Raw genomic sequence first — 26,568 nt, 5'->3', positions numbered from 1 at the left:
TCCTAGTTTTGCAGGATCTTGCGTCCCTTGATCACCACGTTCTTATTGGCCTTGATGTTGATCGCGCCAGAGCCGTCTATGGTGATGTCCTTGCCGCGGATGCTGATGGTGCCGTCCTTCTTCATGACGATGCTGGCTTTGCCGGTGGTGATGGTCACCGAGTCACCGGCATCGATGACAAGGTCCTTGCCCACCGTCAGCGCATCGTCCTTGTCGATGTCGGTCGTGCGTCCTGCACCGACCTTGCGCGATTCGTTTGCCTTTACCGTGGTTGAAAGATTGGCACCTACGTCCACCGAGCGGTTGGCGCCCACATTGGTCGACTGGTAGAGGCCCACATTGACGTTTTGGTAGGCCCCGACATTCACCGTTTGAAAGGCACCGATGACAACTTCCTGCGCTGCGCCGATAGCGATCGTCTCGTTGATACCTACCGCGTGGGTGCGCTGCAGGGTCACGGTCGCGGTTTCGTTGGCGCCGACGCTGATCGTGCGGTTGCTGCCAATGTTGATGGTCTCGTTGCTGCCGACGCGTTCCGTACGGTTGACGCCGATGCTGATGTCCTCGTTGTTGCCCACGCTTTCGGTACGGTTGACGCCAATGGTGATGGTCTCGTTGTTATCGACGGTTTCGGTACGGTCGTGTTTGACGTGCACGGTTTCGTCGTTGTCGATGCTCTTGCTGCGGTCGTGGCCGACCCAGTGGGTCTCGTCGTTCTCGACCTCGATGTCCTGGTTCTTCTCGGCGTGGATAAACAGTTGCTCCGCGCCTTTCTTGTCTTCCATGCGGATTTCATTGAAGTTGGCCGGTGAGCCGCCCTTGCTTGAACGGCTCTTCACGCCGCTCTGGGTGGCATTGGCCGGCAGCGTGTAGGGCACCGTCTACTCGGCGTTGTAGACGCGGCCGGTGATGATCGGCCGATCCGGGTCGCCTTCGAGGAAACTGACAATCACTTCCTGACCGATTCGCGGGATCTGCATCGCCCCCCAGTTCTTGCCGGCCCAGGCCTGGGAGACGCGCATCCAGCAGGAACTGTTCTCGTTGGATTGGTCGTGGCGATCCCAGTAGAAGTGCACTTTGACCCGGCCATACTGGTCGGTCCAGATTTCCTCGCCATTGGGGCCGACCACCACCGCGGTCTGCGGCCCTCGGACAATCGGCATGGGGGTCAGGGGGAGGGGGTGGAAAACCTGGCTGGCATCCATGCAAGCGAGTTCGCCCACGAACTGCTCGGAGAGATCCTGGGTGCCACTTTCATAGGGCTCCTGGTGGATGTGGTAGCGCGCGCTGACCACCAGGTATTCGCGGTTCTGGTCTTCGCGCTCGTAACCGGTCAGCGTGAACAGGTGGCCGGAGCCCAGCCCGCGGGCACGGCCGCGCAGTTGTACGCGCTCGAACTGGCTGTGGATGGCTTCGATGCGGGTACGCGCATAGTGCTCGCCGTCGTTGCTCTGTGCGTATTCACCGGGGTAGTCGTAGAGCGGGTAGTCGCCGTTGCTGTGGCTGCGCGACACACTGGAGCGCACCCCAAGGTTGGCGCGGGGGCGCTGGAAGTCGTAATCGTTGAGCTCCAGCGAACCGGGTTGGACTTCCCGCGCCAGTTGCCAATCGTAGAAATGATCGCGCTCGCGCATTTGCCGATCGGGGGGGTAGAACGGCACTGAGTCGTAGTCGGCCACCGTGGAGTGGGCGCCATAGGCGTCGGCCAACACCAGTACATGACGCGCTTGCTCATGGCGGAAGTAGTAATAGATCCCTTCCTGTTCCATCAAGCGGCTGACGAAGTCGAAGCTGGTTTCGCGGTACTGCACGCAATATTCCCACTTGCGGTAGCTGCCGCTCAGGCTGTCTTCGTAATCGGAAAAACCGAGGTCGCGGAACACCTGCTTGATGATGTCCGGCACCGTATTGTTCTGGAAAATCCGGCAATCCGAGGTGCGCGTGAGCAGCCAGAACCAGGGCCGCAGGCTGACGTGGTAGCCGGCGAACTGGCCGTGGCCGGTCAGTTGTCGACAGCTGCAGGCAATGCCGTGGAAGTAGCGTTTGCCGCCGTCGTGCAGCTCCAGGGTCAGGCCCATCGGCTTGCCCAGCAAATGGTCGAACGTGATCGCCCGGTCTTCGGAGGTGAGGTTCAATTCGTAATGGAACAACCGCCCCAATTCTTCGCTGCCTTCCATGCTCCGCAGCAGCAGGACATCGCCGCCGAGGGGACAATCGACCTGCACCAAACGGTTGTTTTGCGTGATTGCCATGCACGGCTTCCTCTGCCTCTGCCTCGTGTTTGGGCGTCAGTCGGTCGTCTCGAATACATGACGCACCGTACGACTGAATCCGTTTCCTGCGGATTAACCTTCTGCCCAACGCCTCTTTGGCGTCATCTCTAATCCTTACAATTCAAGGAAGTGTTAGCGCTGTTCAATTCTTGTCAAGAAACTCTCCGACCAGTGGGGTGAACACCGAGGCCTTTCAAGATAGGTGATCGGAGGTCATGATTTAGTATCTTTGGTTATAGGCTTTATTCTAAAAAGTGAGTAGCCGCGCAATTTATTCAGGCGCGAATTCAGTCGTGCTTATGAAGAACATCTTTCAAAGTTGCGTAAAGGATGAGTACTGTAAAACTAAAGTTCGCGCACTTTTACCCACCGAATACCTGATGACAGCAGAACCGACTATCCTTTCGGATAGTGCACGCTGCACTCTTGGCAAAAAGGGACGCCATGCCAGACTATGATCGCGCCATCGGCTCCATACCCGGCATCACATACGGTGATCGAACCTGTCTGATCGGGCCCTGGTTACTCAGGCCCTGGCTACTCTGGATGGCTTCAATTACGGTTTTCTGTCTTTTCACGGCAACGCCCGGATACGGTCAGAACCTGCCAACCGCGACGGGTGTCGAAAACGCCACGGTAACGGTGATTCAAGCGCAGGAAATCGTTTCCAGGGCCACCCTCGAAGCCGTTCGCTGGAGCGGCCCAGAATCCGGCCCGCAAGCCCTGCGGGGCAAGAGCATCGCCCTTGTCGCGGAAGATTTGCGTAATGGAGGCATTGTCGGAGTCGCGCAGGGCGCTCGCGAGGCAGCCAAGGCCATGGGCTGGACGCTGAAGATATTCGATGGCGCTGGATCATCGGCCGGGCGCGCAAAGGCCTTTGCCGATGCCCTGGCAGAGAAACCCGACGGCCTCATTCTGTGCGGCTCCGATGCCCTTGAGAACAATGCGGCGCTGATCCTCTTCGCCAACAGGGATGTGCCGGTGGTTGGCTGGCACGCCGGGGCACGTCCCGGGCCGATCGACGGCACGCCGGTGGCCATGAACGTCACGACCGACCCGCTCGAAGTGGCTCGCCTTACGGCCATGGCGGCAGTGGCACAGTCAAACGGACACGCCGGCGTGGTCATCCTGACCGACTCCAAATACAGCATCGCCATGGCGAAAGCCAAGGCCATGGAAAACGTCATTCGGGCCTGTCAGGAATGTACGGTGCTGGAAGTGCGCGATGTCGCGATCTCCGAAAGTGGCGAGAAGATGCCGGCGATCACCAAGGAGCTGCTTCAGCGCTATGGCAAGCGCTGGACCCACACACTGGCCATCAACGATATCTATTTCGACTACTCGATTGCCTCATTGACCAACGCCGCAATACCCAGTGACGGCATCAGTCTGTTGTCTGCCGGTGATGGCAGCGCTTCGGCTTTTTTGCGCATACAGGCAAAAACCTACCAGACCGTCACCGTGGCCGAGCCGCTCAACCTGCATGGCTGGCAAGTGATGGATGAATTGAACCGGCTGTTTGCAGGTCAGCCGGTGAGCGGCTTCGTAGCGCCGATTCACCTGGTCAATGCCGACAATATCGCCTTCGACGGCGGGAAGAAATTCCAGTACGACCCTGACAATGGTTATCGAGACATCTATCGCCACCAATGGAATCCATGACATTGGACGTTACTTCCCGGCTCGGACGCCGGCTATTGCCGCAATCGTTGCGCGCCCAGTTCACACTGGCGTTCCTGACGCTGGCGCTGCTGATCCTGGCGGGCGGTGCAACGGCGGTCTACGCGTTGCGCACGTCAAACAGCGCCACCCGCCAGCTGACGGATGAACGACTGGTCCGTATGCAAAACGGGCAAGACATGGTGCAGCGTACCTTGCTGATCGAACGCCAGACCGATCAGCTTCTGACAACCCGCTCCCCCGACACCCTGCGCTCAAGCTATGCGGCGACCGTCGAACAGCTTGAAGCCCTTGATCAACTGGTGCAGGAGCTGACTGCCGCGAACAGTGGCGTGGCGATACTCGACATGCATCAGTCGAGTCAGTTGTTCCGCAATACTGCCAACATCGTTGCGCAATTGCGAGAAAGCCTGTTGCAAACCGAGGTCACCTTCGAGCAAACCCTGGATGATCACGCCGCCCGGTTGACCGCGACCCAGACCCGGATCAGCCTGGAACTGGCGGTGTTACTTTTCGATCTGCCGCGGGCTAATGACAGTGATGCCGTGCAACGACTGCGGGTCCGATATGAGCGCCTGTCACGCGCCGCAGACAAGTTACCCGACGCTGATGTGGAGACGGCCGATCTCTTCTCCCTGCGTCTGAGGCTCATCAATCAGCGCAACGTCATACAGCGCTTCAATGAGGAACTGAAGAATGAGGCCGGGGTTCTGGTCGCGGTGGCCCGTGAGCAATCCAGTGCTTACACCGAAGATTACCGCGAAGCCGTGCAACGTCTGGTCGAGGCCTCAAATCGTAGCCAGCGATGGGTACTGATCATGCTGGGCGCCAGCCTGATATTCGCCTGGTTTGTGACCCGGGTCTTCATGGGCCGTCATGTGCTCGTGCGCCTGAATGAAATCAGCCGGCAATTACGTCAGGAACACACTGACAAAACCCATTTGATAATGGCGGAGCATGGGAAGGACGAGATCGGCAGCATGGCTCGCGCGGTGAATCAATTCCTCAAAGACCGTCTTCAGCTGGAAAAAAAGACGGTCCAATTGAGTATCGCCACAGAGCGGCTCGCCCTGCAAAACAACCGATTAGAACAAGAAGCCATCATCCGTGCCGGACAAGGTCATGTCCTGGAGCTGATCGCCAGAAGCACCGAGCTTGCAGAGGTCCTCGAGAGCCTGGCTCACCTGGTCGAGTCCCAACTGGAGGGGATGATGGTGTCCATCCTGGTGCTGGATGAGGATGGCAAGCACCTGCTGCACGGGGCTGCCCCCAGTTTGCCGAAGGCCTATAACCAGCTCATTGACGGGACTGCGATCGGTCCGAGTGTCGGTTCATGCGGCACCGCGGTGTATCGACGAGAGCCGGTCATCGTCACGGATATCGAGCTGGATCCGCTGTGGGAGGAGTATCGATCAGCCGCTGCGCCCTATGGATTTCGCGCCTGCTGGTCGACGCCGATTCTGTCCCATGAGCGCAAGGTATTGGGTACGTTTGCCTTGTATTCCAACACTGTCCGCAGCCCCAGCTCGACCGAGACGCGACTGATCGACATGGCGACACCTCTTGCCGGCATTGCGATAGAACGCCAACTGACCGAAAAACGCATTCGCTATATGGGCGACCATGACGCACTGACCGGGCTGCCGAATCGTACATTGCTCGAAGACCGTCTCAAGCAGGCAATACTGTATGCCCAGCGCTACAGCCGGCTGGTGACCGTGGTGTTTCTCGATCTGGACAAGTTCAAACTGGTGAATGACAGCCTTGGGCACAGCGCTGGAGACGTACTGCTGAAAACCGTCGCCCAGCGCATGCAGGAGTGTGTACGCCGTACCGACACCGTCGTGCGACTGGGTGGCGACGAGTTTGTGATCATCCTGTTCGACCAGCCCTCGGACCTCGACGGCGTCACTCCAGCCCTGCACAAAATCCAGGAAGCCATCCTGCGGCCGATTCAGCTCAGCGGACATACACTCCACGTCACCTGCAGCATGGGGTTGGCCACCTACCCGGCGGACGGCAGCGATACCGACACGTTGCTCAGCAATGCGGACGCCGCCATGTACCGGGCCAAGGAACTGGGGCGCAACAGTTACCAGTTCTATACGAGCGAGATGAATAACAAGGATCAGGGCAAGCTCGCCATGCAAGACGGGCTTCGAAACGCACTCAACCATGACGAGTTCCTGCTGTTGTACCAGCCACAGGTGGATTTGCAGTCAGGTCAGATCATCGGCGTAGAGGCACTGATCCGCTGGCAGCACCCCGAACTTGGCATGGTGTCTCCGATCAAATTCATTCCCCAGGCCGAAGAGACCGGGTTGATCGTGCCCATCGGCGACTGGGTGATACATACCGCGTGCAAACAGAACAAGGACTGGCAGGATGCGGGCTGGCCGCCGATCACCATGTCGGTGAATATTTCGGCACGCCAGTTCGTCGAAAGGGACCTGATCGACCGGGTGAGGCATGCCTTGCAGGAAACCGGGCTGGACCCGATGTACCTTGAGCTGGAGCTGACCGAAAGTCTGATCATGCAAGACCTTCAGCAAGCCATCAGCAAAATGAAGGAACTGCAATCAATGGGGATCAGTCTGTCGATCGACGACTTCGGCACCGGCTACTCCAGCCTCGCAGCATTGAAAAGCTTCCCGATCGCCAGACTCAAGATCGACCAGTCTTTCGTGCACGATCTGCCCGACAACGAGAATGACAGAGCCATCGCCACCGCAGTGATTTCCTTGGGGCACAAACTGAACCTCAAGGTCATTGCCGAAGGTGTCGAAACCGAAGAGCAGCAAACCTTCCTGCGTGAAAACGGCTGCGATGAAATTCAGGGGCACTTTTTCAGCAGAGCGGTCAGCGCAGAGCAAATCAGCCTGTTACTGCGTACGCCCCGGCTGCCTCAACCGAGCCGCATTGCGAGCCCTGACTCGGCAAGGCGAAAACGCAATGTAAAACGCCCAAGCAGTCCGATACCCGGGCATCAATGACTCAGCGTACGGTAAAACGCTGCGGTGTCAGAGGCCGATGGAAATCGGCGAGCAATGGCCTTGTCTGGATTACTTGATTGATGTCAACCGCATGAGTCGGCCGGCTCTGTATTCTGCGCGGAAGCTGAAGACAGACCGTTTCGACCCCGGCAGCGAAATCAATACCCTGCAGGCTTATGTTCAGCTGTACCGAGAGCGAGAACCCCATGCTCTATCCGCTGTTTCTGACGTTGCACCTGTTTGCCGCGCTGATTTTCATTGGCACGGTGTTCTTCGAAGTCCTGTTCCTTGAAAGTATCCGTAAACAGCTGCCCGTGAAGGTCATGTTGCTGATCGAGCAGGGTATCGGCCGACGGGCACGCACCTTGATTCCATGGGTCTTGCTGGTGTTGTTCGGTGCCGGGGCGGGGATGGTCTGGCTGCGCTATTTACCGGTCCTCGCCACACCAGTGGCCTCATCGCTTGGCACATTGCTGATGTTGAAGATCGTGGTGGCCGTCAGCGTACTGCTGCATTTCCTGGTCGCCATGTTTCTGTTCAAAAGTGGCCGGATGAGTGCTCGTTACCTGCATTTGATCCATGGCAGCCTGTTCTGCCACATGATCGTCATCGTACTGTTGGCCAAGTGGATGTTTTACCTGACGTGGTGACCGGGCTTGTCTGGTGTCTGTCGCGCCACAAGCACTTCGCTCGGGCTTGATGCAAATCAAGGAGCATTGGTCGCCAGACTCCGACACTGGCGGTCCGCAGCCAGTCTCGGAGACCCGATATGCTCAATTTATTTCACAACCCCGGTGAGCTGAACGTCCGGTGTGATCAAGGCGTGCTCGACCGCAACTGCCATGTAGACACTGAAAAATTTCATGGCGGCATCGGCTCTCTGGATCTGCTTCGTGCATTGCGCGTCAGCCGTCAGAAGTGCCGTCCGCTGTCGCTGAACGTGCAACTGCCTTCTAACCTCAAGCCTGCCTTGTGGTCCCCTCGCGATAGTTCATGGGAGCACAGTGGGGTCGAACACTATCTTCAGCGTCTGCAACATGAGATCGACCTCGTCGGTTGTCATCTGGGCTCCGGGCAGCGGGTCGAGCAGTTTCATCTGGGGGGCGGAACACCCGCCATCGCCCACCTGAACCGTTTGATGAATCACCTGCGTGGCCGATTCAACTTTCTTGGACATGAATGCGGTGACTACAGCATAGAAGTGGACCTTCACCATACGGATTGGTCGACCATGGGCATGCTGCGTGACCTGGGGTTCAACCATGTCAGCATCGGCGTTCCGGACATCGGTGCCGACAGTGCGATGTCGGTGGCCTGCTACCAGAACCCGGCACCGATCCATTCGCTTATCGATGCCGCTCGTACCTTCGGCTATCGATCCATCAATGTCGATCTGGGTTATGGCCATACCTGGCAGACGCCGGAAAGTTTTGCGCTGAAACTGGCAACCATCATCGAGCTGGAGCCAGACCGGCTGCTGGTGTTTGATTATGCCCGGCCACCTCAGCGCTATCGGCCAAAGGCCGCAGACAGAATCCGGGCGTTTTGCAGCGAGGAAGATAAAGGCGCCATGCGCCGGATCTGCTTTGAGCAGTTGATCGGCGCCGGTTATCACTACATTGGCCTGGGGCAGTTTGTCCGGCCCGATGACGATTTGGCGATTGCTCAGGAGCGCGGCCGGTTATGTCGCAATCATGAGGGGTTTACCCGTCACGGCTATTGCGACCATATCGGGTTCGGTCTGGGCGCTATCAGTCAGATCGACGATTTGTATGCGCAAAACACCGACGAGCCGGAACGGTATCAGCAGCAGCTGGACATGGACCAATTGCCGACGAGTCGTGGCTGGCGCTGTGAGGCGGGGAATCAGGCCAGCCACAGGGTCATGGAACGCCTGGCGTGTGATCTGGAGCTGGATATCCCGGCTATCGAGAGGCGCTATGGACTCATTTTTCGCCAGTACTTTTCCGCCGCCTGGCCTGTGCTGGAGCAGTTGAGCCGTGACGGGTTGATCGAGCTGTCTGACCGTTTCATCAGTATTCTTCCGGCCGGTCGGCCGCATGTGGATGCCGTCTGCAACCTGTTTGAAAAGGACTCGGGCGGTGCGGGGCATCCGTCCCATTGCGAGTGGGTTGACCATGACAACTTCATTTGATTTCAATCGCGCCCTGGTCGAAAAGTACGACCTCCCAGGACCGCGCTATACCTCTTACCCGACTGCGCCGCAGTTTCACCAGGCGTTCGCCGTCGATGACTATCAGCGTGCGGCCTCGGACAGCAACCAGGCGACAACGCCAAAATCGCTGTCGGTGTACATCCACATCCCGTTCTGCAAAAGCCTTTGTTACTACTGCGCCTGCAACAAAATCATTACCCAGAAAACCCACCGCGCCGTCGAGTACCTGACGTACCTCAAGCGCGAAATCGCGATGCAAGCCGCCTTGTTCGACCGCACCCGCAAACTCACGCAACTGCACCTGGGAGGTGGCACGCCGACCTATTTGACCAGCGAACAACTGGCTGACCTCATGGACTGCCTGCACCAGGCATTCGACATGGATGACAGCGATGAGCATGAGTTTTCCATCGAGGTCGACCCTCGCACCATCAATACCCAACAGATCCAGTCGTTGCGCCAGTTGGGGTTCAATCGTCTGAGCTTTGGCGTACAGGATTTCGATCCCGACGTGCAGGCTGCGGTCAATCGGCAGCAAAGTGAAGAGCAAATCCATGCACTGGTCGCTGCGGCGCGCCAGGCGCGATTCAAATCGATCAGTGTCGATCTGATTTACGGCCTGCCATTGCAAACCGTGGAGAGTTTCGATGTCACCCTCGGCAAAATCATCGCGCTGCGTCCGGACCGGATTGCCGCCTACAGCTACGCCCATCTGCCGGAATTGGTGCGGGCACAACGGCTGATTCGCTCGGCCGACATGCCGCCGCCGGAGCGCAAACTGGAGTTGCTTGAACTGACTATCCGCCGTCTGACCGAGGCCGGTTATATCTATATCGGCATGGACCATTTCGCCTTGCCGGACGATGAGTTGGCGCTGGCCCGGGCCAATGGCACGTTGCAGCGCAATTTCCAGGGTTATTCCACCCACGCCGACTGCGATTTGATCGGTCTCGGGGTGTCCTCCATCGGCAAGGTCGGCGACAGCTACAGCCAGAGCGTCAAGGAGCTTTCACAGTACTACGCCCGTATCGATCAAGGCTTGTTGCCTGTGCATCGGGGTTACCGGTTGAGCGCCGATGATCGGCTGCGCCGTGAAGTGATCAGCGATCTGATGTGCCACGGCCGGATCGACTTCGGCAAGTTTGAAGCGCGCCATGACATTTGCTTTGCCGATTACTTTGCCGATGCGCTGAGGCAGCTGGACGAGCATGTTCGCGATGGCTTGCTGCAGATTCACAAAGACGCGTTGGTGTTGCTGCCCCACGGGCATTTGATGATGCGCAGCGCGGCGATGGCGTTTGATGCCTATTTGGGCGCTGATCAAAAAGGCCGGTTTTCACGTACCGTTTGAAGTCCCCAGTGCTGGCGTCCGCGATGCCAGGAGGAAATGATGAGAACCGAGTTTCAGGATCGTTTGGCGGTGGTCACGGGCGCCAGTTCCGGGATAGGCCTGGCCTTGTGTGCCGCACTGTTGCCACGCGGGGTCAAGGTGCTGGCGATGTCACGGACAATCGGTGAATTGCCGGCCTTGCAGCAGATCTATGGCGAGCGCCTGCAGTGGTGTGCCGGTGACGTGACCTGTCAGGATGACCTGCAGGCGCTGGCCGAACATGCGTCGGCGCTGGGGCCGGTGGATTATCTGGTGCCCAACGCGGGTATCGCCGAAATGGCCGATAGCCTCGACATGCCGGCCTTCCAGCGCCAGTGGGCGGTCAACGGCGCCGGGGCGTTGAATACCCTGGCGGCGTTACGCGGGGAGTTGGCGAGTCCGGCTTCGGTGGTGTTTGTCGGCAGCTTCCTGACCGGTTCGAGCTATCCTGGTCTGGCCGCCTGCATTGCCAGCAAGGCCGCGCTGGCGGCGCAGGCGCGCACATTGGCGGTGGAATTCGCGCGTTATGACGTGCGCATCAATCTGGTCTCCCCGGGGCCGACCGCGACCTCGATGTGGGACAACCTGGGGTTGACCGACGGGGAACTCGACGAGGTTGCCGACACTCTCGGCAAACGTCTGCTGCCCGGTCATTTCCTCGATGCGTCAGCGGTGGCCAACGTGATTGTCTTTCAGCTGTCCCAAGGCGCGCGGGGTGTTTATGGTCAGGACTGGAAAGTCGATAACGGTTATACCTTGGGGTGATGCTGCGCGGAGGTGGGCGAGATCCCTGTGGCGAGGGGGCTTGCCCCCGTTGGGCTGCGAAGCAGCCCCTCTTTTAACTCTCCACCACAATGTTTCAGTTACACCGCCGTCTGCTGTTTTGCGACTGCTTCGCAGTCGAACGGGGGCAAGCCCCCTCGCCACAGGTTTGAGTTGTCCCCGCATTAGGGGCACAAAGCCTAATGCGAAGTGCCCTCCACAAACTCAATCTTGTTGCCCACGTTGTACTTGCCCGACGGCTTGTTCATCGGCAGGCGCTTGACCTCCTTGAGGGTGTTGCTGTCATAGACGATCAACGCACCGTCGGTGGCCCAGATACTCAGCAGCAGGTAGCGACCGTCGCGGGTGAATTCGACGTGGGCGGCGGTCTTACCGGGCATCGGGCGCAGGGTGTGGGCGATTTCCAGGGTCTGTTTGTCGATCAAGTGGATCGCATCGTTGTCGGGGCCGAAGAACACGTCGGTCCAGGCATACCGCGAGTTGACGTGGCTGCGCATGAAGAAACCAGGCCCCAGGGTCGGTATTTCCTTGAGCAGTTTCCAGGTCTTGAAGTCGATGACCGAGATCAGCCCCTTGCTGATGTTCGGCGTGGCGAACACCCATTCACCGTTACGTTTCCAATAAGTCCCGGACCCCAGGTGCGGCATGCCCGGCAGCGGAATGTCGGTGACCACCTGGCCACTGTCGAGGTCGATCACCTGGCCGCCCTTGGCCTTGCGTGAGGTGGCCAGCAGTTGCTTGTAATCCGGTGAAAAGGAAAAGTCGTCCAGTACATCCTCGGCATGGATCCGGCGCGGCTCGAAGTCCGGTGTGCCGGCGCAGGGCAGTTCCCAGACTTCCTTCACGTCCTTGAGCGCCACGATGAAGCTGTCCCGTGGCGGCGCGGTGTAGACCGCGCTGACCCGTGACACGGTGCCGTCCTGGCCGATCGCCGGAATGGTTTTGACCAGTGACAGATCACGGGCATCGAGCACCACCAGGTTGCCCGGCAAATAGTTACCCACCAGCACCCAGCGGCCGTCCTTGCTCACTGCGAGGTTGCGGGTGTTGAGTCCGGCGCGGACCTCGGCGATCAGTTTCAGGTTGTGCAAGTCATACAGGCTGATCCAGCCATCGCGAGAGGCCACGTAGACGAAGCGTCCATCCGGTGAAAACTTCGGCCCGCCATGCACGGCAAAGTGCGAAGCGAACCGCGCCAGCACTTCAAAGCGGTCGCCGTCGAGGATGTCGATGTGATGGTCGCCGGCTTCCACCACCACAAACAGGTTCAGTGGATCGGCGCCATGCTGAGGTGTGTCGGGCAATTTGTTGATATCGGCGAGAATGGAATGACTGCCGCGAATGTCGTCGTTACTCCAGCTGGGTGGGGTGGTGGGTGGTTGCTGAAGGTAATCCACCAGCGCGTCGATCTGCGTGGCGTTGAACACGTTGGCATACCCGGTCATCTGACTCGCGGGACGACCGTCCTGGATCACGCTGCGGATTTCGTCGGGTTTGATCCGGCTCAGACTCTCCGGCAGCAAGGCAGGTCCCGTACCGCCGAGACGGTTGGCGCCATGGCAGCGCTGGCAATGCTGTTGGTAGAGATTGACGGCCGCGTCGGAGGGCGGAACCGCTGCACCGGCATGGGCCGCACCGATCCATAACAATGGGGCAAGCAGCATGCGCTTCATATCGCCACCTTACCGTGGCGTTGCAACACTGGAACGGAGTAAAAGCGCGCCGGGTATTCCTGCTGTTGGGTCGCAAACAGGTCGACCACTGTGCCGATTACCGTCAGCGTCGGAATGCCCGGTGGGCAATCCAGCGCCAGGGTCGGCAGTTGATGCAGCAAGCCACGGGCAACATGCTGGTCGGATCGCGTGCCATTGCTGATCAGCGCCGCCGGCGTATCGGCGGGCATTCCGGCCTCGATCAAGCGTCGGGCGATCATCCCGAGATTCGATAACCCCATGTAAAACACCAGGGTCTGGCTGCTGTCGACGAGGCTGCTCCAGGGTAATTGCAACTCACCATCGTGTTGCAGGTGCCCGGTGATGAATCGACAGGAGTTGACCAGATCCCGGTGGGTCAGCGGAATGCCAGCGTAAGCGCTACACCCGGAGGCGGCAGTAATGCCGGGGACCACCTGGCAGTCAATGTTGCGTTGCAGCAGATACTCCAACTCCTCGGCGCCACGGCCGAAGATGAACGGGTCGCCACCCTTGAGCCGGACTACACGCTGCCCCAGATCGGCGAGGTCGGCGAGCAGTTCGTTGATCTGTTCCTGGGGCAGGCTATGGCAGCCACTGGCCTTGCCGACGTAATGCCGGGCGCAGGTGAGGGGGATCAACGTCAGCAGCTCGGGGCTGATCAGGCGGTCGTAAACCACGGCGTCGGCTTGCATCAACAGGCTCCAGGCGCGCAGGGTCAGCAAGCGTGGATCGCCGGGGCCGGCGCCGACCAGGGCGACTTCGCCCGGTCTGAACGGGGACTCAAGTGCAGCCGGTAAAATAATCGATGGATGCATGGGACGTCCTTGGTGCTTCATCAGGTGGGCCGGCCCCATCCTTTGTCAGATGGCTCGCCAGGCGGGTGCTTCAGTGCATGACGCAAGGGATGGTCGTTAATGGCGGCATGCCAATTTCTGCATCACTGAGGTGACAACCGGGGTCCTGGCCCCAGAGATCCCCTTCGGCCCAGGCGCGGGTGCGGGTATTGCCGTTGCAGATACTCAGCCAGTGGCATTGACCACAGCGGCCACTGACGGCCCGCGGATGCACGCGCAGTCGCTGCAACAAGGCGTCCGGGCGGTCCAGCCACAGCGTGCGAAACGGCGTGTGCCGGACATTGCCCACCGAGTGCTGCCACCAATAGGTGTCGGGGTGCACTTCGCCGGTGTTGTCGATGTTAGCGATGCCGCTGCCCGACGCGTTGCCGCCCCAGGCGCGGAGCATGTGTTCCAGGCGCGGGTAATGTTCGGGTAGATGCAGGCCCACCCAGTGCAGCAAGAGAATCGCGTCGGCATCGTTGTTGCCGCTGACAAAATCGCTGTCGCGACCGTGCTGGATGTCTTCCCAGGCCCGTTCGAAAATCAGCGTCATCGCTTCGCGGCTCATCTGTTGCCGGGCGTCGAGCTGGCGGCTGCGTTTGCCGCGACCGCTGTAATTGAGGTGCGACAGATAAAACTTCTGCACGTCATACTCGCGTATCAGCCCCAGCAATTGCGGCAGTTGCGCATGATTCTCCTGGGTCAGGGTGGTGCGCAAGCCGACGCGAATGCCCTGTTCGCGACAGAGCCGGATCGCCCGCATGGAACTGGCGAAGCTGCCCTTCAATTGACGGAACGCATCATGGGTGGCTTCCAGGCCATCGATGCTGATCCCGACATAGTCGAAATTCGCCGCGCGGATCTGCGCGATATTCTGCTCATCGATCAACGTGCCGTTGGTGGACAACGCCACAAAGAAACCCTTGCTGCGGGCGTAGGCACTGAGCACAAACAGATCCTCACGCAACAGCGGTTCACCGCCGGAAAGAATCAATACCTTCACGCCGGCGTCGTGCAGATCGTCGATCACGGTCAGTGCGGCGGGCGTATCCAGTTCGTCGCGAAAGATGCTGTCGGCGGACGTGGCGTAGCAGTGTTTGCACGTCAGGTTGCAGCGCCTGAGCAGGTTCCAGATCACCACCGGCGGCCGGTTGCTGCCCGGTGGGCTGGTTCTGGGGGCTGGCGCCTGGCCGGTCAGGGCACGCAGGTATTGGCTGATCCTCAACATGTAAATCTCCTTGGGCCAGTGCGTGTTCAGCGTGGCGTTGGCGGTAGCCGTAAACCGGTTTTTTTCAGGATGCGACTGCTCACCAGCATCTCGTCGGCGACACAGGCATCGCCCAGCAAGTAGTGCAGGTGATCGCGGTAACTGTCGATTTCCTCGCGGCTGCGACCGTGCACCATGGCGAACAGGTTGTAGCGCCACGCGGTTCGTCGCGGGCGTCGATAGCAATGACTGACGAAGGGCTGCGCACCGATCAGCGCACCGAGGCGCGGCATGTCGGTATCGCGCACGTCCCAGACCGTCATGCCGTTGTGGCGATAGCCCAGGCGATAGTGGTTGGGGACGGCGGCGATACGCCGGATCGCGCCCTCGGCCTGCAGGCGCTTGAGCAGATCCAGGGTGGATTCGATGCTCAGGTCCAGCTGTTCGGCGAGCCAGGCCCACGGGTCATCCAGCAGCGGCAGGCCGGCCTGGGTCAGTTCAATCAGGCGGTGTGCCAGGGTGTCTTCAGACCGGGAAGTACAGACCGACATGGTAAGTCTCCTCTTTAGGCACGTTGAGCAGCGGCAAACCGGTCAGGGTTTCGATGTATTGCAAGGTTTCGGTGACGTCTTGTTCGGTCGCGCAGGCGAGCACGAACCACATGTTCCAGGCGTGTTCGCGTCGATAGTTGTGCGCCACTTCAGGCAGGGCCTGCAGTTGCCCGGCGACCTCTTCGAAACGCTCTTCCGGCACTGCCAGCGCCGCGAGAGTGAAGGCGCCGCCGAGGCGTTCGATGTCGAACATCGGGCCGAAGCGCGTGAGTACGCCGTCTTCCAGCAGCGCGTGGAGGCGATCGAGCAGTTCAGTGCTGGTGCTCTGCAGTTCGTCGGCCAGTACCTGCCACGGCTGGCGTACCAGCGGCAGGCCCAGTTGCAAGCGGTTGATCAGCCGACGGTCGAGGTCATCCATGGAGGGGCGCTCCTGTTGGCGAGGGGGCAAAGCGCCCGCCGCATTGTTTGAAGGCATGGGTGCTGAACAGCAGTTGATGGGGCAGGTCGCTCAGCAGGTGTTCTTCCAGCAATGCCTGGATCTGCGCCTCGACCTGCGCGCGCTGGCGCCCGTGAACCATGCAGAACAGGTTGTAGCGCCACTGCGGCAGGCGCCGCGGCCGTTGATAGCAGAGGGTGATACCAGGCGCCCGGCCCAGACGCTGGCCGACTTCGTCGATCAGCGCGTCCGGAACATCCAGCACCAGCATGGCGTTGGCGGTAAAGCCCAGCGCGCGATGGTTGAGTACCAGGCCGACTCGACGAAACAGCCCTTGTTCGTGCCACTGGCGCATTTGCGCGAGCACCTGGTTTTCGTCGGCGTTTATCCGTTCGGCGAGGGCCTGATAAGGGCGCGAAACACGCGGTAATCCGTCTTCCAGGTGCCTTCGTAAGGCCTGTGTCTGTTCGGGGCTCAATCCCGGCTTCATGGGCCTTCTCCCAAGGCAAAACCGAGGTCGATGCGGTAAGCGGTCAACATCGGCAGATCCAGCGGCACGAGGCCGGTGTCGTTCTCAAGTTGTTCGAGAACACGTTCGATGTGTGGGCGATCAGGCCCGGTCAGCACAAACCACAGGTTGTAGAAATGCTCCCGTGCGTAGTTGTGATTGACCTCGGGATATTGGCTGACGCGCTCGGCGACCTGTTGCAGGCGTTCGGCGGGTACGGCGAGGGCGGCGAGGGTGCTGGCCCCGGCGCGACTGTGTTCGAACACCGGGCCGATCCGTGAGAGGGTGCCGGCCTGATCCATTGCTTCCAGGCACGCCATCACCTGGTCCTCGCGGCAACCGAGAATCCGCGCCATCTCCTTGTAAGGTTCCGGGCACAGCGGCATGCCGTGCTGGAAGCGGTCGATCAATTGGCGGCTGAGCAGGTCGAGGTTCATTTCAATAGCCCATTTTTTGCGCGCGGCTGCTGAAGAAGATGCCGCTCGGCGCGGTGGCGGGAAGGTTGCTCAGCTGCTTCAGGCGGTACGGATCCCAGACCTGAACCTGATCGCCATCGCGTAACGACAGCCACAACTGGTCGCCGCGCGCGGTGAACTCCATGTGCAGCACCGCCGGCCCCGGCCGCAGATCGGCGACCACGGCGTGGGTTTCGCTGTCGATGACCTGAACCCGATCGTTGTCCGGGTAGGCGAAATTGACCCACAGTTGCCGACCGTCCGGCCGCGACGTGACGAACACCGGTTGGCCGGCCACCGGGATGACAGCAGTCTGCTGCCAGGTGCGGGAATCCATCACCAGCACCTGATGACGGCCGACGGCGGGTACGAAGGCCTGGTTGTCGGCAACGGCCCAGCCCTCCAGATGCGGCATCTTGTAGACGGGCAACTTCGCCTGGCCGCGTCCGTAATCACCGAGCACTCGCTGCACCCCGCGCTCGGGATGCCAGAGGTCGAGTTGCGCCATGCCGTCTTCGCCGAACAGCCCAGCCATGTAATAGCGACCATCGGGGGTAATCAGCGCGTCATAGGGTTGCTGGCCGACGCCGGTGAAGCGGCTGATCCGTGGCGTGCTGCCCTGACTGAAATCGGCGCTCCAGATCTCGCCGGTATCGAACAGGCTGAACACAAACCGCTGACCGGGCGCGTCGACCAGGCCCACCACCCGTGAGCGTTTGCTGCCATCGGCGAGCGGTGTCGCGGGAATATCGGCCACCAATTGCAGGGTTTCGGCATCGAACACCTTCACGCCGCCGGGCACGTAGTTGGACACAGCGATGAGTTTGCCGTCCTGACTGATGGCGCCGCCGATGCTGTTGCCGCCCTGTATCACCCGTTGATCGATGCGTCGGGTCAGCAGGTCGATCTTGCTCAACCCGCCGTCGCGGCCGAACACATAGGCATAACGCTGATCGCGGGAGAACACCACCGAGGCATGGGACAGATCGCCCAAACCCTCGAGGCGGGCCAGTGCGGTGTGGGTATCGCTTTCGATGATTTGCACGCTGCCGGTGGCGCGCTCCACCACCACGCCCAGATCGCCGGTACCACGCAAGGGTGGCTGAACACACGCGGACAACAATAGGCCGGTCGCCGCTAAAAGCAGGGTTGAACGGATCATGGTGCGGGGTATCCCTGGAGAAGAAGATCGACCAGCCAACGAATGTCGTCCGGGCTGAGCAATGGGCCCCAGCCGGGCATCGCGGTGCCGGGGCGGCCTTGGGTGACGGTGACAATCAGGCTGTCCCGGGACTTGCCGGCCAGGGTTGCGCGGGTCAGGTCGGGACCCAGCCCGCCGGTCATGTGCAACCCATGACAGGCGCCACAGTCCTGGGCCAGCAGGTGTGTGAGTTGGGCCTGACGCTTGGCGTCAGGCGCCGCAACCGAGGTTGCGCAAAAGAGGAGGAGGGCCGCCAGAACCGCTGCGTGTCGATAAATCATCATGGCGCCCTCCGTTGGCTATTTGAGACTCAGGACCCAAGTCGCTAGTGTCTTCGCTTCGTCATCCGTCACCGGGTTGGCCGGCATTGGTATCGGGCCCCAGTTGCCTTGCGTGCCGTTCTTGATGTGGTTGGCCAGGGTGTCCACGGCCCCGGCCACGCCAGCGTTCCGGGCGGCTACTTCCTTGAGTGCCGGGCCGACTAATTTAGTGTCGATGGAATGGCAGGCTGCACAGGGTTTGCTCTTGAACAGCTCCGGCGCGTCTTGGGCCACCACCGGTTGCAGGCTCAATGCGCCGGTCAGGGCGATCAGTGAAAGCAGGGTATTTTTCATGAGGATTCCTTTCATTGATGGAGCTCAATAAATGTCGTGTTGGGTGTTGTAGACGTTGAATTTTCCCGTGGGCGTGATCAGTCGTTTGTCCTTGATGACTGTTTTGAGCTTCAGGGTTTTGTCGTCGATCACCACCAACGCCGATTCGTCTGTCTGGCCGCTCCATACGGAGAACCACACTTCATCGCCGGCCTTGTTGTATTCCGGCTGCACGACCCGCATGGCGCCTTGCTTGATGCCGGCGTACTCGGCGATGGGCAGCACGGTGTAGCCGGCGTCGAGTTTGTCGATGTTGAACACCGCCACCGACTGGCTCAGCCTGGCGTCCGGGTTGAGGGTGGTGTCGACATACAGGTGACGGGAGTCAGGGTGGGTTTTGATGAACAGCGATCCGCCGCCCTGGCCCTTGAGCGAAGCAACCTGTTTCCAGGCGTATTGCGGGTGTTTGACCGGGTCGGTACCGATCAGGGAGATGCCGTCATCACCCAGATGGCTGGTGGCCCAGACCGGTCCGTAGGTCGGGTGATTGAAGTTGGCGCCGCGACCGGGGTGAGGGGTTTTGCCGACGTCCACCAGGGCTGCCAGGTTGCGCTTTTTGGAGTCGATCACGGCGACTTTGTTGGAGTTGTTGGCGGCGGTCATGAAGTAGCGGTGCGTACTGTCCCAACCGCCGTCATGCAGGAACGGCGCGGCATCGATGTAGGTGATGGTGAGGTTTTTGATGTCCTGGTAATTGACCAGCATGACCTTGCCGGTCTCCTTGACGTTGACGATGAACTCCGGCCATTCGTGGGAGGCGATGATCGCCGCGACCCGGGGTTCCGGGTGGTATTCCTGCTTGTCGACGGTCATGCCGCGGGTCGAGACGATCTGTTTGGGCTCCAGGGTTTCGCCATCCATGATGGTGAACTGCGGCGGCCAATAGGAGCCGGCGATGGTGTATTTGTCTTCGTAGCCCTTGAACTTGGAGGTCTCCACCGAGCGCGCTTCGATGCCCACTTTGACTTCGGCGACCTTGGTCGGCTCCACCGGCCACAGGTCGATCATGTCGATCCGGGCGTCTCGACCGATCACCAGCAGGTAGCGACCGGAGGCGGAGATCCGCGAGATGTGCACCGCATAACCGGTCTCGATCAGCTTGACGATTTTCTTGCTGTCACCGTCGATCAGGGCAATCTTGCCGTCATCGCGCAACGTCACCGAAAACAGGTTGGGCAGGTTGAGTGTGCTCAGTTGCTTCTTCGGACGGTCCTCGGGCTTGACCAGCACTTTCCAGGTTTTCAGCGTCTCGGCCATGCCCCATTCCGGTGGCGTGGGCGGCGTGTGCTGAATGAACTTGGCCATGGCCGTGATCTGATCCTTGGTCAGCGCATTGGATGTTCCCCAGTTCGGCATGCCCGCCGGTGAACCGTAGGTAATCAACGCCTCCAGGTACGGCTGGCCGCGAGACTGGGTGATGTCCGGCGTCAGTGGTTTGCCCGTGGCGCCTTTGCGCAGCACGCCGTGACAGCCGGCGCAGCGCTGGAAGTAGATTTCCTTGGACGCGTCGAACTCGGCCTGACTCATGTCGGGCGCTCCGGCGGTTTTGACCATCAGCGGGCTGGCCACGGCAGCAGCGGGCTCGTCGGCCCGGGCCGCATGAGTCACCGCAAGGGCCAGCGCCGAACACAGTGTGGCGACAGTCAGAGCAAACGTTTTTCTATTGCTGATCAGCATTCCATTTCTCCTCAGGCAAGACCTTTGCGATGTGCTGAAACGGCAGCGCAGAACGCAGGTTCTTAGTGCCGTGCAAGGCTATGCCCGAGCAGGCCAATGCTCGCTTGACCGCGATCAAGTTTGCTGGCCATGTCACTTGCCAGGTTGTCGCAGGGGCCCGTAGCGTGTGGCTTGAATCCGCTTTTGGAACAGACAGCCCATGGACCGAATCCAGTCTTGCGAACCCTTCTATCAACCGCTCAATAATGAGCAGGCGCTGTTCGAGCAAGCCTGGCGACACGGCATGCCGGTACTGATCAAAGGCCCGACGGGGTGCGGCAAGACCCGTTTCGTCCAGCACATGGCCCATCGGCTGAAGTTGCCGCTGTACACCGTGGCTTGCCATGACGACCTGAGTGCCGCCGACCTGATCGGTCGTCATTTGATCGGTGCCCAGGGCACCTGGTGGCAGGACGGACCGCTGACCCGCGCGGTGCGTGAAGGCGGCATTTGTTATCTGGACGAAGTGGTCGAGGCGCGGCAGGACACCGTGGTCGTACTGCATCCACTGGCCGATGATCGTCGTGAGCTGTTCCTGGAACGCACCGGCGAAGTGTTGCAGGCGCCGCCGTCATTCATGCTGGTGGTGTCGTACAACCCCGGCTACCAGAACCTGCTCAAAGGCATGAAACCCAGCACCCGACAACGCTTCGTGGCGATGCGTTTCGGCTATCCGCCGGTGGCCGATGAAGAGCGTATTGTCGCCCGGGAAGCGCAGGTGGACAGCGCGCTGGCGGCGCAAGTGGTCAGGCTGGGGCAGGCCCTGCGAAGGCTGGATCAACATGATCTTGAGGAAGTCGCCTCGACGCGGTTGCTGATTTTCACCGCGCGAATGATCCGCTCCGGCATGAACCCGCGTGAAGCGTGCATGGCCTGCCTGGCCGAGCCGCTGAGCGATGATCCGCTGACGGTCGCGGCGCTGATGGGCGTGGTTGATGTCCACTTCGGCTGAGTCCAGGGGCGTTGCGCGTGGCCACCTGCCGGGCGATCTGGCGATGTGGTTTTTCATTCTGGCCGAGCTGTCGGTGTTCGCTATCCTGATTCTGGCGTTCGCCGTGACCCAGGCACTCAAGCCGCAACTGTTCAGCGAAAGCCGTCTGTTGCTCAACACCTCTACCGGCCTGGCGATGACCCTGAGCCTGCTCACCGCCGGGCTGTTCGCCGCGCTGGCTCAGGAGCAGGTCAAGCGCTCCCGGTCACGCCACGGCGCTGTCTATCTGCTGGCAGCCTTGTTCGCCGCCAGTGTCTATGTGGTGTTGAAGCTCACGGAATACCGACACTTGCTGGCCTCGGGGCTGGGCATGGAGCACAACACGTTTTTCACCCTCTACTGGATCCTCACCGGTTTTCATTTTCTCCATGTATTGCTCGGCATGTTCATCCTCGGCTGGCTGGCCGAGCGTTGCCGTCGTGGCCTGTATGACGCGGCCAACCGCAGCGGGCTTGAATCGGGCGTGCTGTATTGGCACATGGTCGATCTGATCTGGGTCGTGCTGTTTCCGCTGGTCTACGTCCTGAATTGACGGAGGTTTTGATGTCGGCGTCCAGGTTTTTGCTCGTCTGCTGGGCAGCGCTGGCCACGCTAAGCGTGTGCACGGTGATGCTGGCACAGGTGGGCGCGACGGAACTGCTGTCCATTGCCATTTTGCTGGTGGCGGTTGGCAAGGCCTGGCTGATCACCGATGGTTTTATGGAACTGCGTCATGCCCCCCGATTGTGGCGGCGGTTGATGGTGAGCTGGGCGCTGGTGTTGGCGGCCATTGTAGGGCTGACACTGGTGTCGTTCCGCTGAAGGAATAACAGCGCGATTCTAATGTGGGAGCGGGCTTGCTCGCGAAGAGGGAGTGTCAGTCGACATTGATGTTGCCTGACACGCCGCCTTCGCGAGCAAGCCCGCTCCCACATTAGATCTCCGTCAGCCATACGATCTATACCCGACCAAAACCATCTGCCTTTCTTGATCGCCATCAAGCAGGTTTTACCCCCTCGCTTTCTATCATGGGCACGCCAAGCAAAGAGGAAGCGACCATGTCAGAGACCTTCACCAAAGGCATGGCCAGGAATATCTACTTCGGGGGAAGCGTCTTCTTCTTCCTGATATTCCTGGCCTTGACCTATCACACGGAACAGACCTTTCCCGTGCGCAGCAATGAAGCGCAGCTCACCGAATCAGTGATTCGCGGCAAGACGGTCTGGGAGCAAAACAACTGCATCGGCTGCCACACATTACTGGGCGAGGGCGCCTATTTCGCACCTGAGCTGGGCAACGTGTTCCAGCGGCGCGGCGGGGAGGCGGGTTTCAAACCCTTTCTGCATGCCTGGATGAAAATGCAGCCGCTGGGCGTACCGGGCCGGCGAGCGATGCCGCAGTTCAAGTTGAGCGAGCAAGAGGTGGATGACATCGCCGAGTTCCTCAAATGGAGCTCGAACATCAACACCAATGGCTGGCCGCCAAACAAGGAGGGCTGAGAGATGAGCATTGCCAATCCACATCTGAAATTCGCCTCGCAAGCCGTGGCCAAACCGTACTTCGTGTTTGCCCTGATGCTGTTTCTCGGTCAGGTACTGTTCGGTTTGATCATGGGGGTGCAATACGTGATCGGAGACTTTCTGTTCCCGATCATTCCCTTCAACGTGGCGCGGATGGTGCACACCAACCTGCTGATCGTCTGGCTGCTGTTCGGTTTCATGGGCGCCGCCTATTACCTGATTCCGGAAGAGGCCGACCGCGAACTGCACAGCCCGAAGCTGGCGATCATTCTGTTCTGGGTATTCGCCGCTGCCGGTGTGCTGACGATCCTCGGCTACCTGTTGGTGCCTTATGCGGGCCTGGCCAGGCTGACTCACAACGAGTTGCTGCCGACCATGGGCCGGGAGTTCCTGGAGCAGCCGACCATCACCAAGATGGGCATAGTGGTGGTGTGCCTGGGCTTTCTCTACAACATCGGCATGACCCTGCTCAAAGGACGCAAGACCACGGTCAGCATGGTGATGATGACCGGGCTGATCGGCCTTGCGGTGTTCTTCCTGTTCTCCTTCTATAACCCCGGCAACCTGGCCCGCGACAAGTTCTACTGGTGGTGGGTGGTGCATCTTTGGGTGGAAGGCGTGTGGGAACTGATCATGGGTGCGATGCTCGCCTTCGTGCTGATCAAGATCACCGGGGTCGACCGGGAAGTCGTGGAGAAATGGCTCTACGTGATCATCGCCATGGCGCTGATTACCGGGATCATCGGCACCGGTCACCACTTCTTCTGGATTGGTGCGCCCGAGGTCTGGCTATGGGTCGGCTCGATCTTCTCCGCGCTCGAACCGCTGCCGTTCCTGGCCATGGTGATCTTTGCCTTCAGCATGGTGAAGAACCGTCGTCGGCAACACCCGAACCGCGCCGCCACACTGTGGGCCAAGGGCACCACGGTCACGGCGTTCTTCGGTGCGGGTGTCTGGGGCTTTCTGCATACCCTGGCGCCGGTCAACTTCTACACCCACGGTTCGCAATTGACGGCAGCCCACGGTCACCTGGCCTTCTACGGTGCTTACGCGATGATCGTGATGACCTTGATCAGCTACGCCATGCCACGCTTGCGCGGGCTGGGTGAAGCCGGTGACGAGCGTTCGCAGACCCTCGAAATCTGGGGCTTCTGGTTGATGACCCTGTCGATGGTGATGATCACGCTGTTCCTCACCGCGGCCGGTGTCGTACAGGTTTACCTGCAACGTTGGCAGGCTGATGGGGTCGCGTTGCCATTCATGTCCACGGTCGAGCATCTGCAAGTGCTGTTCTGGGCCCGTCTGGGTGCCGGTCTCGGCTTCTTCGCCGGGCTGATCTGTTACCTGTTCAGCTTCAAGCAACGTGGCCGCGCAGCCTTGCGCGCCCCGGCTGCGGTTGTGCCTTCATGAACGAGTGCAATAGCTAGAAAAGGTCGGCCCGGCTGATACAGCGGGCCGTTTTTTTGGTTTCCAGCAAGGGCAAGCATCATGGCGTTTACCGTCGAACTGGAAGAGTGGGTAGGCAGTGTCTGGCATCGTTTCATCACCCGGCGCGCGAGCCCGGACTTCCCTGAAGCACGGGTTGAACTGGCCAGCCAGCAACGCCCGCTGGCGCTGTTGTTTCGCGCCATGGGCGGTGCCAATGGCGTCGGTGTGGAAGCCGCCAGCGACCGCGACCTGCTGCTGCGCCGCAACGTGTTGCAGCAGATCGCCGGCACCTGCAAACAAGTGCCGTTGGCGTGGTGCGACGCGAGCAATTTGCGGCTGCCGTCGAGCCTGGCGGTGTTTCCTGAAGTGGCGTTGAACGAGGAACTCTATCGCTGGCTCGCGTTGCTGGCGGCACAAGCCGGGCCGATGCGCCACTGGGGCCGGGACAATCAACGCTGGACGCAACAGCTGCTGCGACGCTATCCCGCGCTGCGTGCTCGTTACCAACGACTGGTCGATGCCCATCTGCAATTGCGCCCCGATCCGGCCTCGTTGAACACCAGCGAAGCCGCACTGGAACGGGCGTTATGCCAGGCGTTGCGCGAGCCCGGCAGTGTCGAGCATTTTCCCCGTAGCGAACGGGCGGCGTGGCCGCTGCCGCTGTGGTTGTATCCGCCACAAAACCTCGCCAGCCCCCAGGCTGCCGATCTGGGCGATGAGTCCGAAGAGTCGTTGACCACGCCACCCGGCGAACAGAAAGGCGGGCGTAAACGCGCGACGCGGATCGACGAAAGCACCCGCGATGGCGGGCTGTTGGTGGTGCGCCTGGAAAACCTGTTCAGCTGGAGCGAGCACGTGGACCTGGATCGCTGGTCGGACGACAGCGAAGACCCGGACGCCGCTCGAGTCGCCGATGACCTGGATGAATTGACCCTGTCGCGCACCCGTCTACGCAAGGGTGGCGGTCTCAAACTGCACCTGGATTTACCACCGGCCGATATCGACGACATTCCCTTGGGCGAGGGCATCAAGTTGCCGGAGTGGGACTATCGCAAACAACAAATGCAGGACAGCTTCGTCAATCTGCAAATGATGGTGCCCCGTGACTGCGAGGCACAGCCGTTGCCGTCTCGACTGAAGGCCTCGGCGCACCGTTTGCGGCGCCAGTTCGAGCACCTGCGTAATGATCGCCAGTGGTTACGCCAGCAACCCCAGGGCTCAGAGCTGGACATGCAGGCCTGGCTGGATTTTCACGTTGAGCGCGAGCACGGTCAGTGCGCCGAACGCGGTCTGTTCATGGAGCAGCGGCAGACCCGCCGCGACCTGGCGTGCCTGTTGCTGGCCGATGTGTCGATGTCCACCGACGCCCACCTCAACGATGAGCATCGCGTCATCGACGTCATCCGCGACAGCCTGCTGCTGTTCGGCGAAACCTTGTCGGTGCTGGGTGATGATTTCGCCCTGTACGGGTTTTCCTCGCTGCGTCGTCAGCAAGTGCGCATGCAGGAACTCAAGGCGTTCACCCAGCGTTATGACGACACCACCCGAGGTCGTATTCAAGGGCTCAAACCGGGGTATTACACGCGCATGGGCGCGGCCATTCGCCAGGCCACGCAACTATTGGGCATGAGCAAGCGGCGCAGCAAACTGTTGCTGCTGCTCACGGATGGCAAACCGAATGATCTGGATCTGTATGAAGGGCGCTACGGTGTCGAAGACACCCGCGAAGCGGTGCTGGAGGCGCGGCGTCAGGGGCTGACGCCGTTCTGTATCACGATCGATCGCGAGGCCGGGGATTACCTGCCGTACATGTTCGGCGCCAATGGCTACACCTTGATCCGTCAGCCTGAGCAATTACCCCTGCGCTTGCCGCAGTTGTACCGTCAGCTGACCCAGTCTTGAACTCCGGTGATCAACGCAGCATCAACTGATGCTGCGCGGCAGCCAGAAAAACATCGTCACGCAGAAGATCGTCAGGCCAACGCAAAACCACATGAATTGGCGCTGGCGACGTTCCCCGGCACGTTCGGCCAGTGCCGGCAGGGGCATGCCACATTGGCGGCACTCGACTTTTTGTGGGGGGTTGGCATGTTGGCAATACAGGCAGACGGGCATGGCG

The 26,568-nt window shown here is 60.3% G+C and carries 24 protein-coding genes and 1 pseudogene; 12 read left to right on the top strand and 13 right to left on the bottom strand.

All coding sequences use genetic code 11. From position 1 onward, the window contains the following. Positions 1-2 precede the first annotated feature (2 nt). A pseudogene (locus PSH64_RS16490) lies at positions 3-2,252 on the bottom strand (type VI secretion system Vgr family protein). A gap of 663 nt (positions 2,253-2,915) precedes the next feature. Here PSH64_RS16490 and PSH64_RS16485 point away from each other — a divergent pair. From PSH64_RS16485 to PSH64_RS16460, 6 genes are all read left to right on the top strand, one after another. Continuing rightward, entirely contained in the window at positions 2,916-3,935 is a 1,020-nt protein-coding gene (locus tag PSH64_RS16485; RefSeq protein WP_105341548.1) for a substrate-binding domain-containing protein, read from the top strand. After that, complete coding sequence (locus tag PSH64_RS16480) at positions 3,923-6,946, top strand: EAL domain-containing protein (RefSeq protein ID WP_105341033.1); 3,024 nt, start codon at positions 3,923-3,925, stop codon at positions 6,944-6,946. The genes PSH64_RS16485 and PSH64_RS16480 overlap by 13 nt, the downstream gene beginning before the upstream one ends. Before the next feature lie 206 nt (positions 6,947-7,152). Further along, positions 7,153-7,596, top strand: coding sequence for a CopD family copper resistance protein (locus PSH64_RS16475; protein ID WP_305477852.1), 444 nt, complete (start codon positions 7,153-7,155; stop codon positions 7,594-7,596). Between the two features lie 119 nt (positions 7,597-7,715). Next, positions 7,716-9,101: a coproporphyrinogen III oxidase gene (locus PSH64_RS16470; protein WP_105341030.1), complete on the top strand. Its 1,386-nt coding sequence runs from the start codon at positions 7,716-7,718 to the stop codon at positions 9,099-9,101. Further along, a complete protein-coding gene (gene hemN, locus PSH64_RS16465) occupies positions 9,085-10,473 on the top strand; it encodes an oxygen-independent coproporphyrinogen III oxidase (RefSeq protein ID WP_305477851.1) in 1,389 nt (462 codons plus the stop codon). Before PSH64_RS16470 ends, hemN begins: the two co-directional genes overlap by 17 nt. Positions 10,474-10,512: 39 nt before the next feature. Then, positions 10,513-11,256: an SDR family NAD(P)-dependent oxidoreductase gene (locus PSH64_RS16460; protein WP_305477850.1), complete on the top strand. Its 744-nt coding sequence runs from the start codon at positions 10,513-10,515 to the stop codon at positions 11,254-11,256. Between the two features lie 197 nt (positions 11,257-11,453). Here PSH64_RS16460 and PSH64_RS16455 read toward each other — a convergent pair whose 3' ends face one another. The 11 genes from PSH64_RS16455 to PSH64_RS16405 all read right to left on the bottom strand — a co-directional run bounded on the left by PSH64_RS16455 (position 11,454) and on the right by PSH64_RS16405 (position 20,492). Beyond that, positions 11,454-12,947, bottom strand: coding sequence for a nitrite reductase (locus PSH64_RS16455; RefSeq protein ID WP_305477849.1), 1,494 nt, complete (start codon positions 12,945-12,947; stop codon positions 11,454-11,456). Beyond that, the gene (cobA, locus tag PSH64_RS16450; RefSeq protein WP_305477848.1) at positions 12,944-13,783 is read right to left on the bottom strand and encodes a uroporphyrinogen-III C-methyltransferase; all 840 of its coding nucleotides are present in this window, start codon (positions 13,781-13,783) and stop codon (positions 12,944-12,946) included. The genes PSH64_RS16455 and cobA overlap by 4 nt, the downstream gene beginning before the upstream one ends. Before the next feature lie 70 nt (positions 13,784-13,853). Then, a complete protein-coding gene (nirJ, locus tag PSH64_RS16445; protein WP_305477847.1) occupies positions 13,854-15,032 on the bottom strand; it encodes a heme d1 biosynthesis radical SAM protein NirJ in 1,179 nt (392 codons plus the stop codon). A 26-nt stretch (positions 15,033-15,058) separates the two neighbouring features. Continuing rightward, on the bottom strand, positions 15,059-15,562 hold the full coding sequence (locus PSH64_RS16440; protein WP_305477846.1) for a nitrite reductase: 504 nt from the start codon (positions 15,560-15,562) through the stop codon (positions 15,059-15,061). Next, positions 15,537-15,980: an Lrp/AsnC family transcriptional regulator gene (locus PSH64_RS16435; RefSeq protein ID WP_305477845.1), complete on the bottom strand. Its 444-nt coding sequence runs from the start codon at positions 15,978-15,980 to the stop codon at positions 15,537-15,539. Before PSH64_RS16435 ends, PSH64_RS16440 begins: the two co-directional genes overlap by 26 nt. Further along, on the bottom strand, positions 15,973-16,488 hold the full coding sequence (locus PSH64_RS16430; protein WP_305477844.1) for an AsnC family protein: 516 nt from the start codon (positions 16,486-16,488) through the stop codon (positions 15,973-15,975). The genes PSH64_RS16435 and PSH64_RS16430 overlap by 8 nt, the downstream gene beginning before the upstream one ends. After that, positions 16,485-16,943: an Lrp/AsnC family transcriptional regulator gene (locus tag PSH64_RS16425; protein ID WP_105341021.1), complete on the bottom strand. Its 459-nt coding sequence runs from the start codon at positions 16,941-16,943 to the stop codon at positions 16,485-16,487. Before PSH64_RS16425 ends, PSH64_RS16430 begins: the two co-directional genes overlap by 4 nt. A gap of 1 nt (position 16,944) precedes the next feature. Further along, entirely contained in the window at positions 16,945-18,123 is a 1,179-nt protein-coding gene (locus PSH64_RS16420; protein ID WP_305477843.1) for a cytochrome D1 domain-containing protein, read from the bottom strand. Beyond that, the gene (locus tag PSH64_RS16415; protein ID WP_305477842.1) at positions 18,120-18,446 is read right to left on the bottom strand and encodes a cytochrome c; all 327 of its coding nucleotides are present in this window, start codon (positions 18,444-18,446) and stop codon (positions 18,120-18,122) included. Before PSH64_RS16415 ends, PSH64_RS16420 begins: the two co-directional genes overlap by 4 nt. Positions 18,447-18,461: 15 nt before the next feature. Beyond that, on the bottom strand, positions 18,462-18,776 hold the full coding sequence (locus tag PSH64_RS16410; protein ID WP_305477841.1) for a c-type cytochrome: 315 nt from the start codon (positions 18,774-18,776) through the stop codon (positions 18,462-18,464). A 24-nt stretch (positions 18,777-18,800) separates the two neighbouring features. Continuing rightward, on the bottom strand, positions 18,801-20,492 hold the full coding sequence (locus tag PSH64_RS16405; protein WP_370694447.1) for a cytochrome D1 domain-containing protein: 1,692 nt from the start codon (positions 20,490-20,492) through the stop codon (positions 18,801-18,803). Positions 20,493-20,691: 199 nt separating this feature from the next. Between PSH64_RS16405 and PSH64_RS16400 the strand changes: the two genes are divergently transcribed. The 6 genes from PSH64_RS16400 to PSH64_RS16375 all read left to right on the top strand — a co-directional run bounded on the left by PSH64_RS16400 (position 20,692) and on the right by PSH64_RS16375 (position 26,351). After that, a complete protein-coding gene (locus tag PSH64_RS16400) occupies positions 20,692-21,483 on the top strand; it encodes a CbbQ/NirQ/NorQ/GpvN family protein (RefSeq protein WP_105341016.1) in 792 nt (263 codons plus the stop codon). Then, the gene (locus PSH64_RS16395; protein WP_305477840.1) at positions 21,467-22,054 is read left to right on the top strand and encodes a cytochrome c oxidase subunit 3; all 588 of its coding nucleotides are present in this window, start codon (positions 21,467-21,469) and stop codon (positions 22,052-22,054) included. The genes PSH64_RS16400 and PSH64_RS16395 overlap by 17 nt, the downstream gene beginning before the upstream one ends. An 11-nt stretch (positions 22,055-22,065) precedes the next feature. Further along, positions 22,066-22,323 (top strand): cytochrome C oxidase subunit IV family protein, encoded by a 258-nt coding sequence (locus tag PSH64_RS16390; protein ID WP_105341014.1) that lies wholly within the window; start codon positions 22,066-22,068, stop codon positions 22,321-22,323. A 236-nt stretch (positions 22,324-22,559) separates the two neighbouring features. Next, positions 22,560-23,000 carry a cytochrome c gene (locus PSH64_RS16385; RefSeq protein WP_105341013.1) on the top strand — a complete coding sequence of 147 codons (441 nt, stop codon included), beginning with the start codon at positions 22,560-22,562 and terminating at the stop codon, positions 22,998-23,000. Between the two features lie 3 nt (positions 23,001-23,003). Next, on the top strand, positions 23,004-24,431 hold the full coding sequence (locus PSH64_RS16380) for a cbb3-type cytochrome c oxidase subunit I (RefSeq protein WP_305477839.1): 1,428 nt from the start codon (positions 23,004-23,006) through the stop codon (positions 24,429-24,431). A 78-nt stretch (positions 24,432-24,509) separates the two neighbouring features. Then, a complete protein-coding gene (locus PSH64_RS16375; protein ID WP_305477838.1) occupies positions 24,510-26,351 on the top strand; it encodes a nitric oxide reductase activation protein NorD in 1,842 nt (613 codons plus the stop codon). 21 nt (positions 26,352-26,372) lie between these two features. On the opposite strand, the gene PSH64_RS16370 is transcribed toward PSH64_RS16375, so the two are convergent. Then, positions 26,373-26,564 (bottom strand): protein DnrP, encoded by a 192-nt coding sequence (locus tag PSH64_RS16370; protein WP_105341546.1) that lies wholly within the window; start codon positions 26,562-26,564, stop codon positions 26,373-26,375. Between the last annotated feature and the right edge of the window lie 4 nt (positions 26,565-26,568).

The sequence above is a fragment of the Pseudomonas sp. FP1742 genome (assembly GCF_030687145.1).
GTDB classification, from domain to species: domain Bacteria; phylum Pseudomonadota; class Gammaproteobacteria; order Pseudomonadales; family Pseudomonadaceae; genus Aquipseudomonas; species Aquipseudomonas frederiksbergensis_D.
Note: the sequence above shows the minus strand (reverse complement) of the source record. Positions and strands in the feature narration are given on the sequence as shown.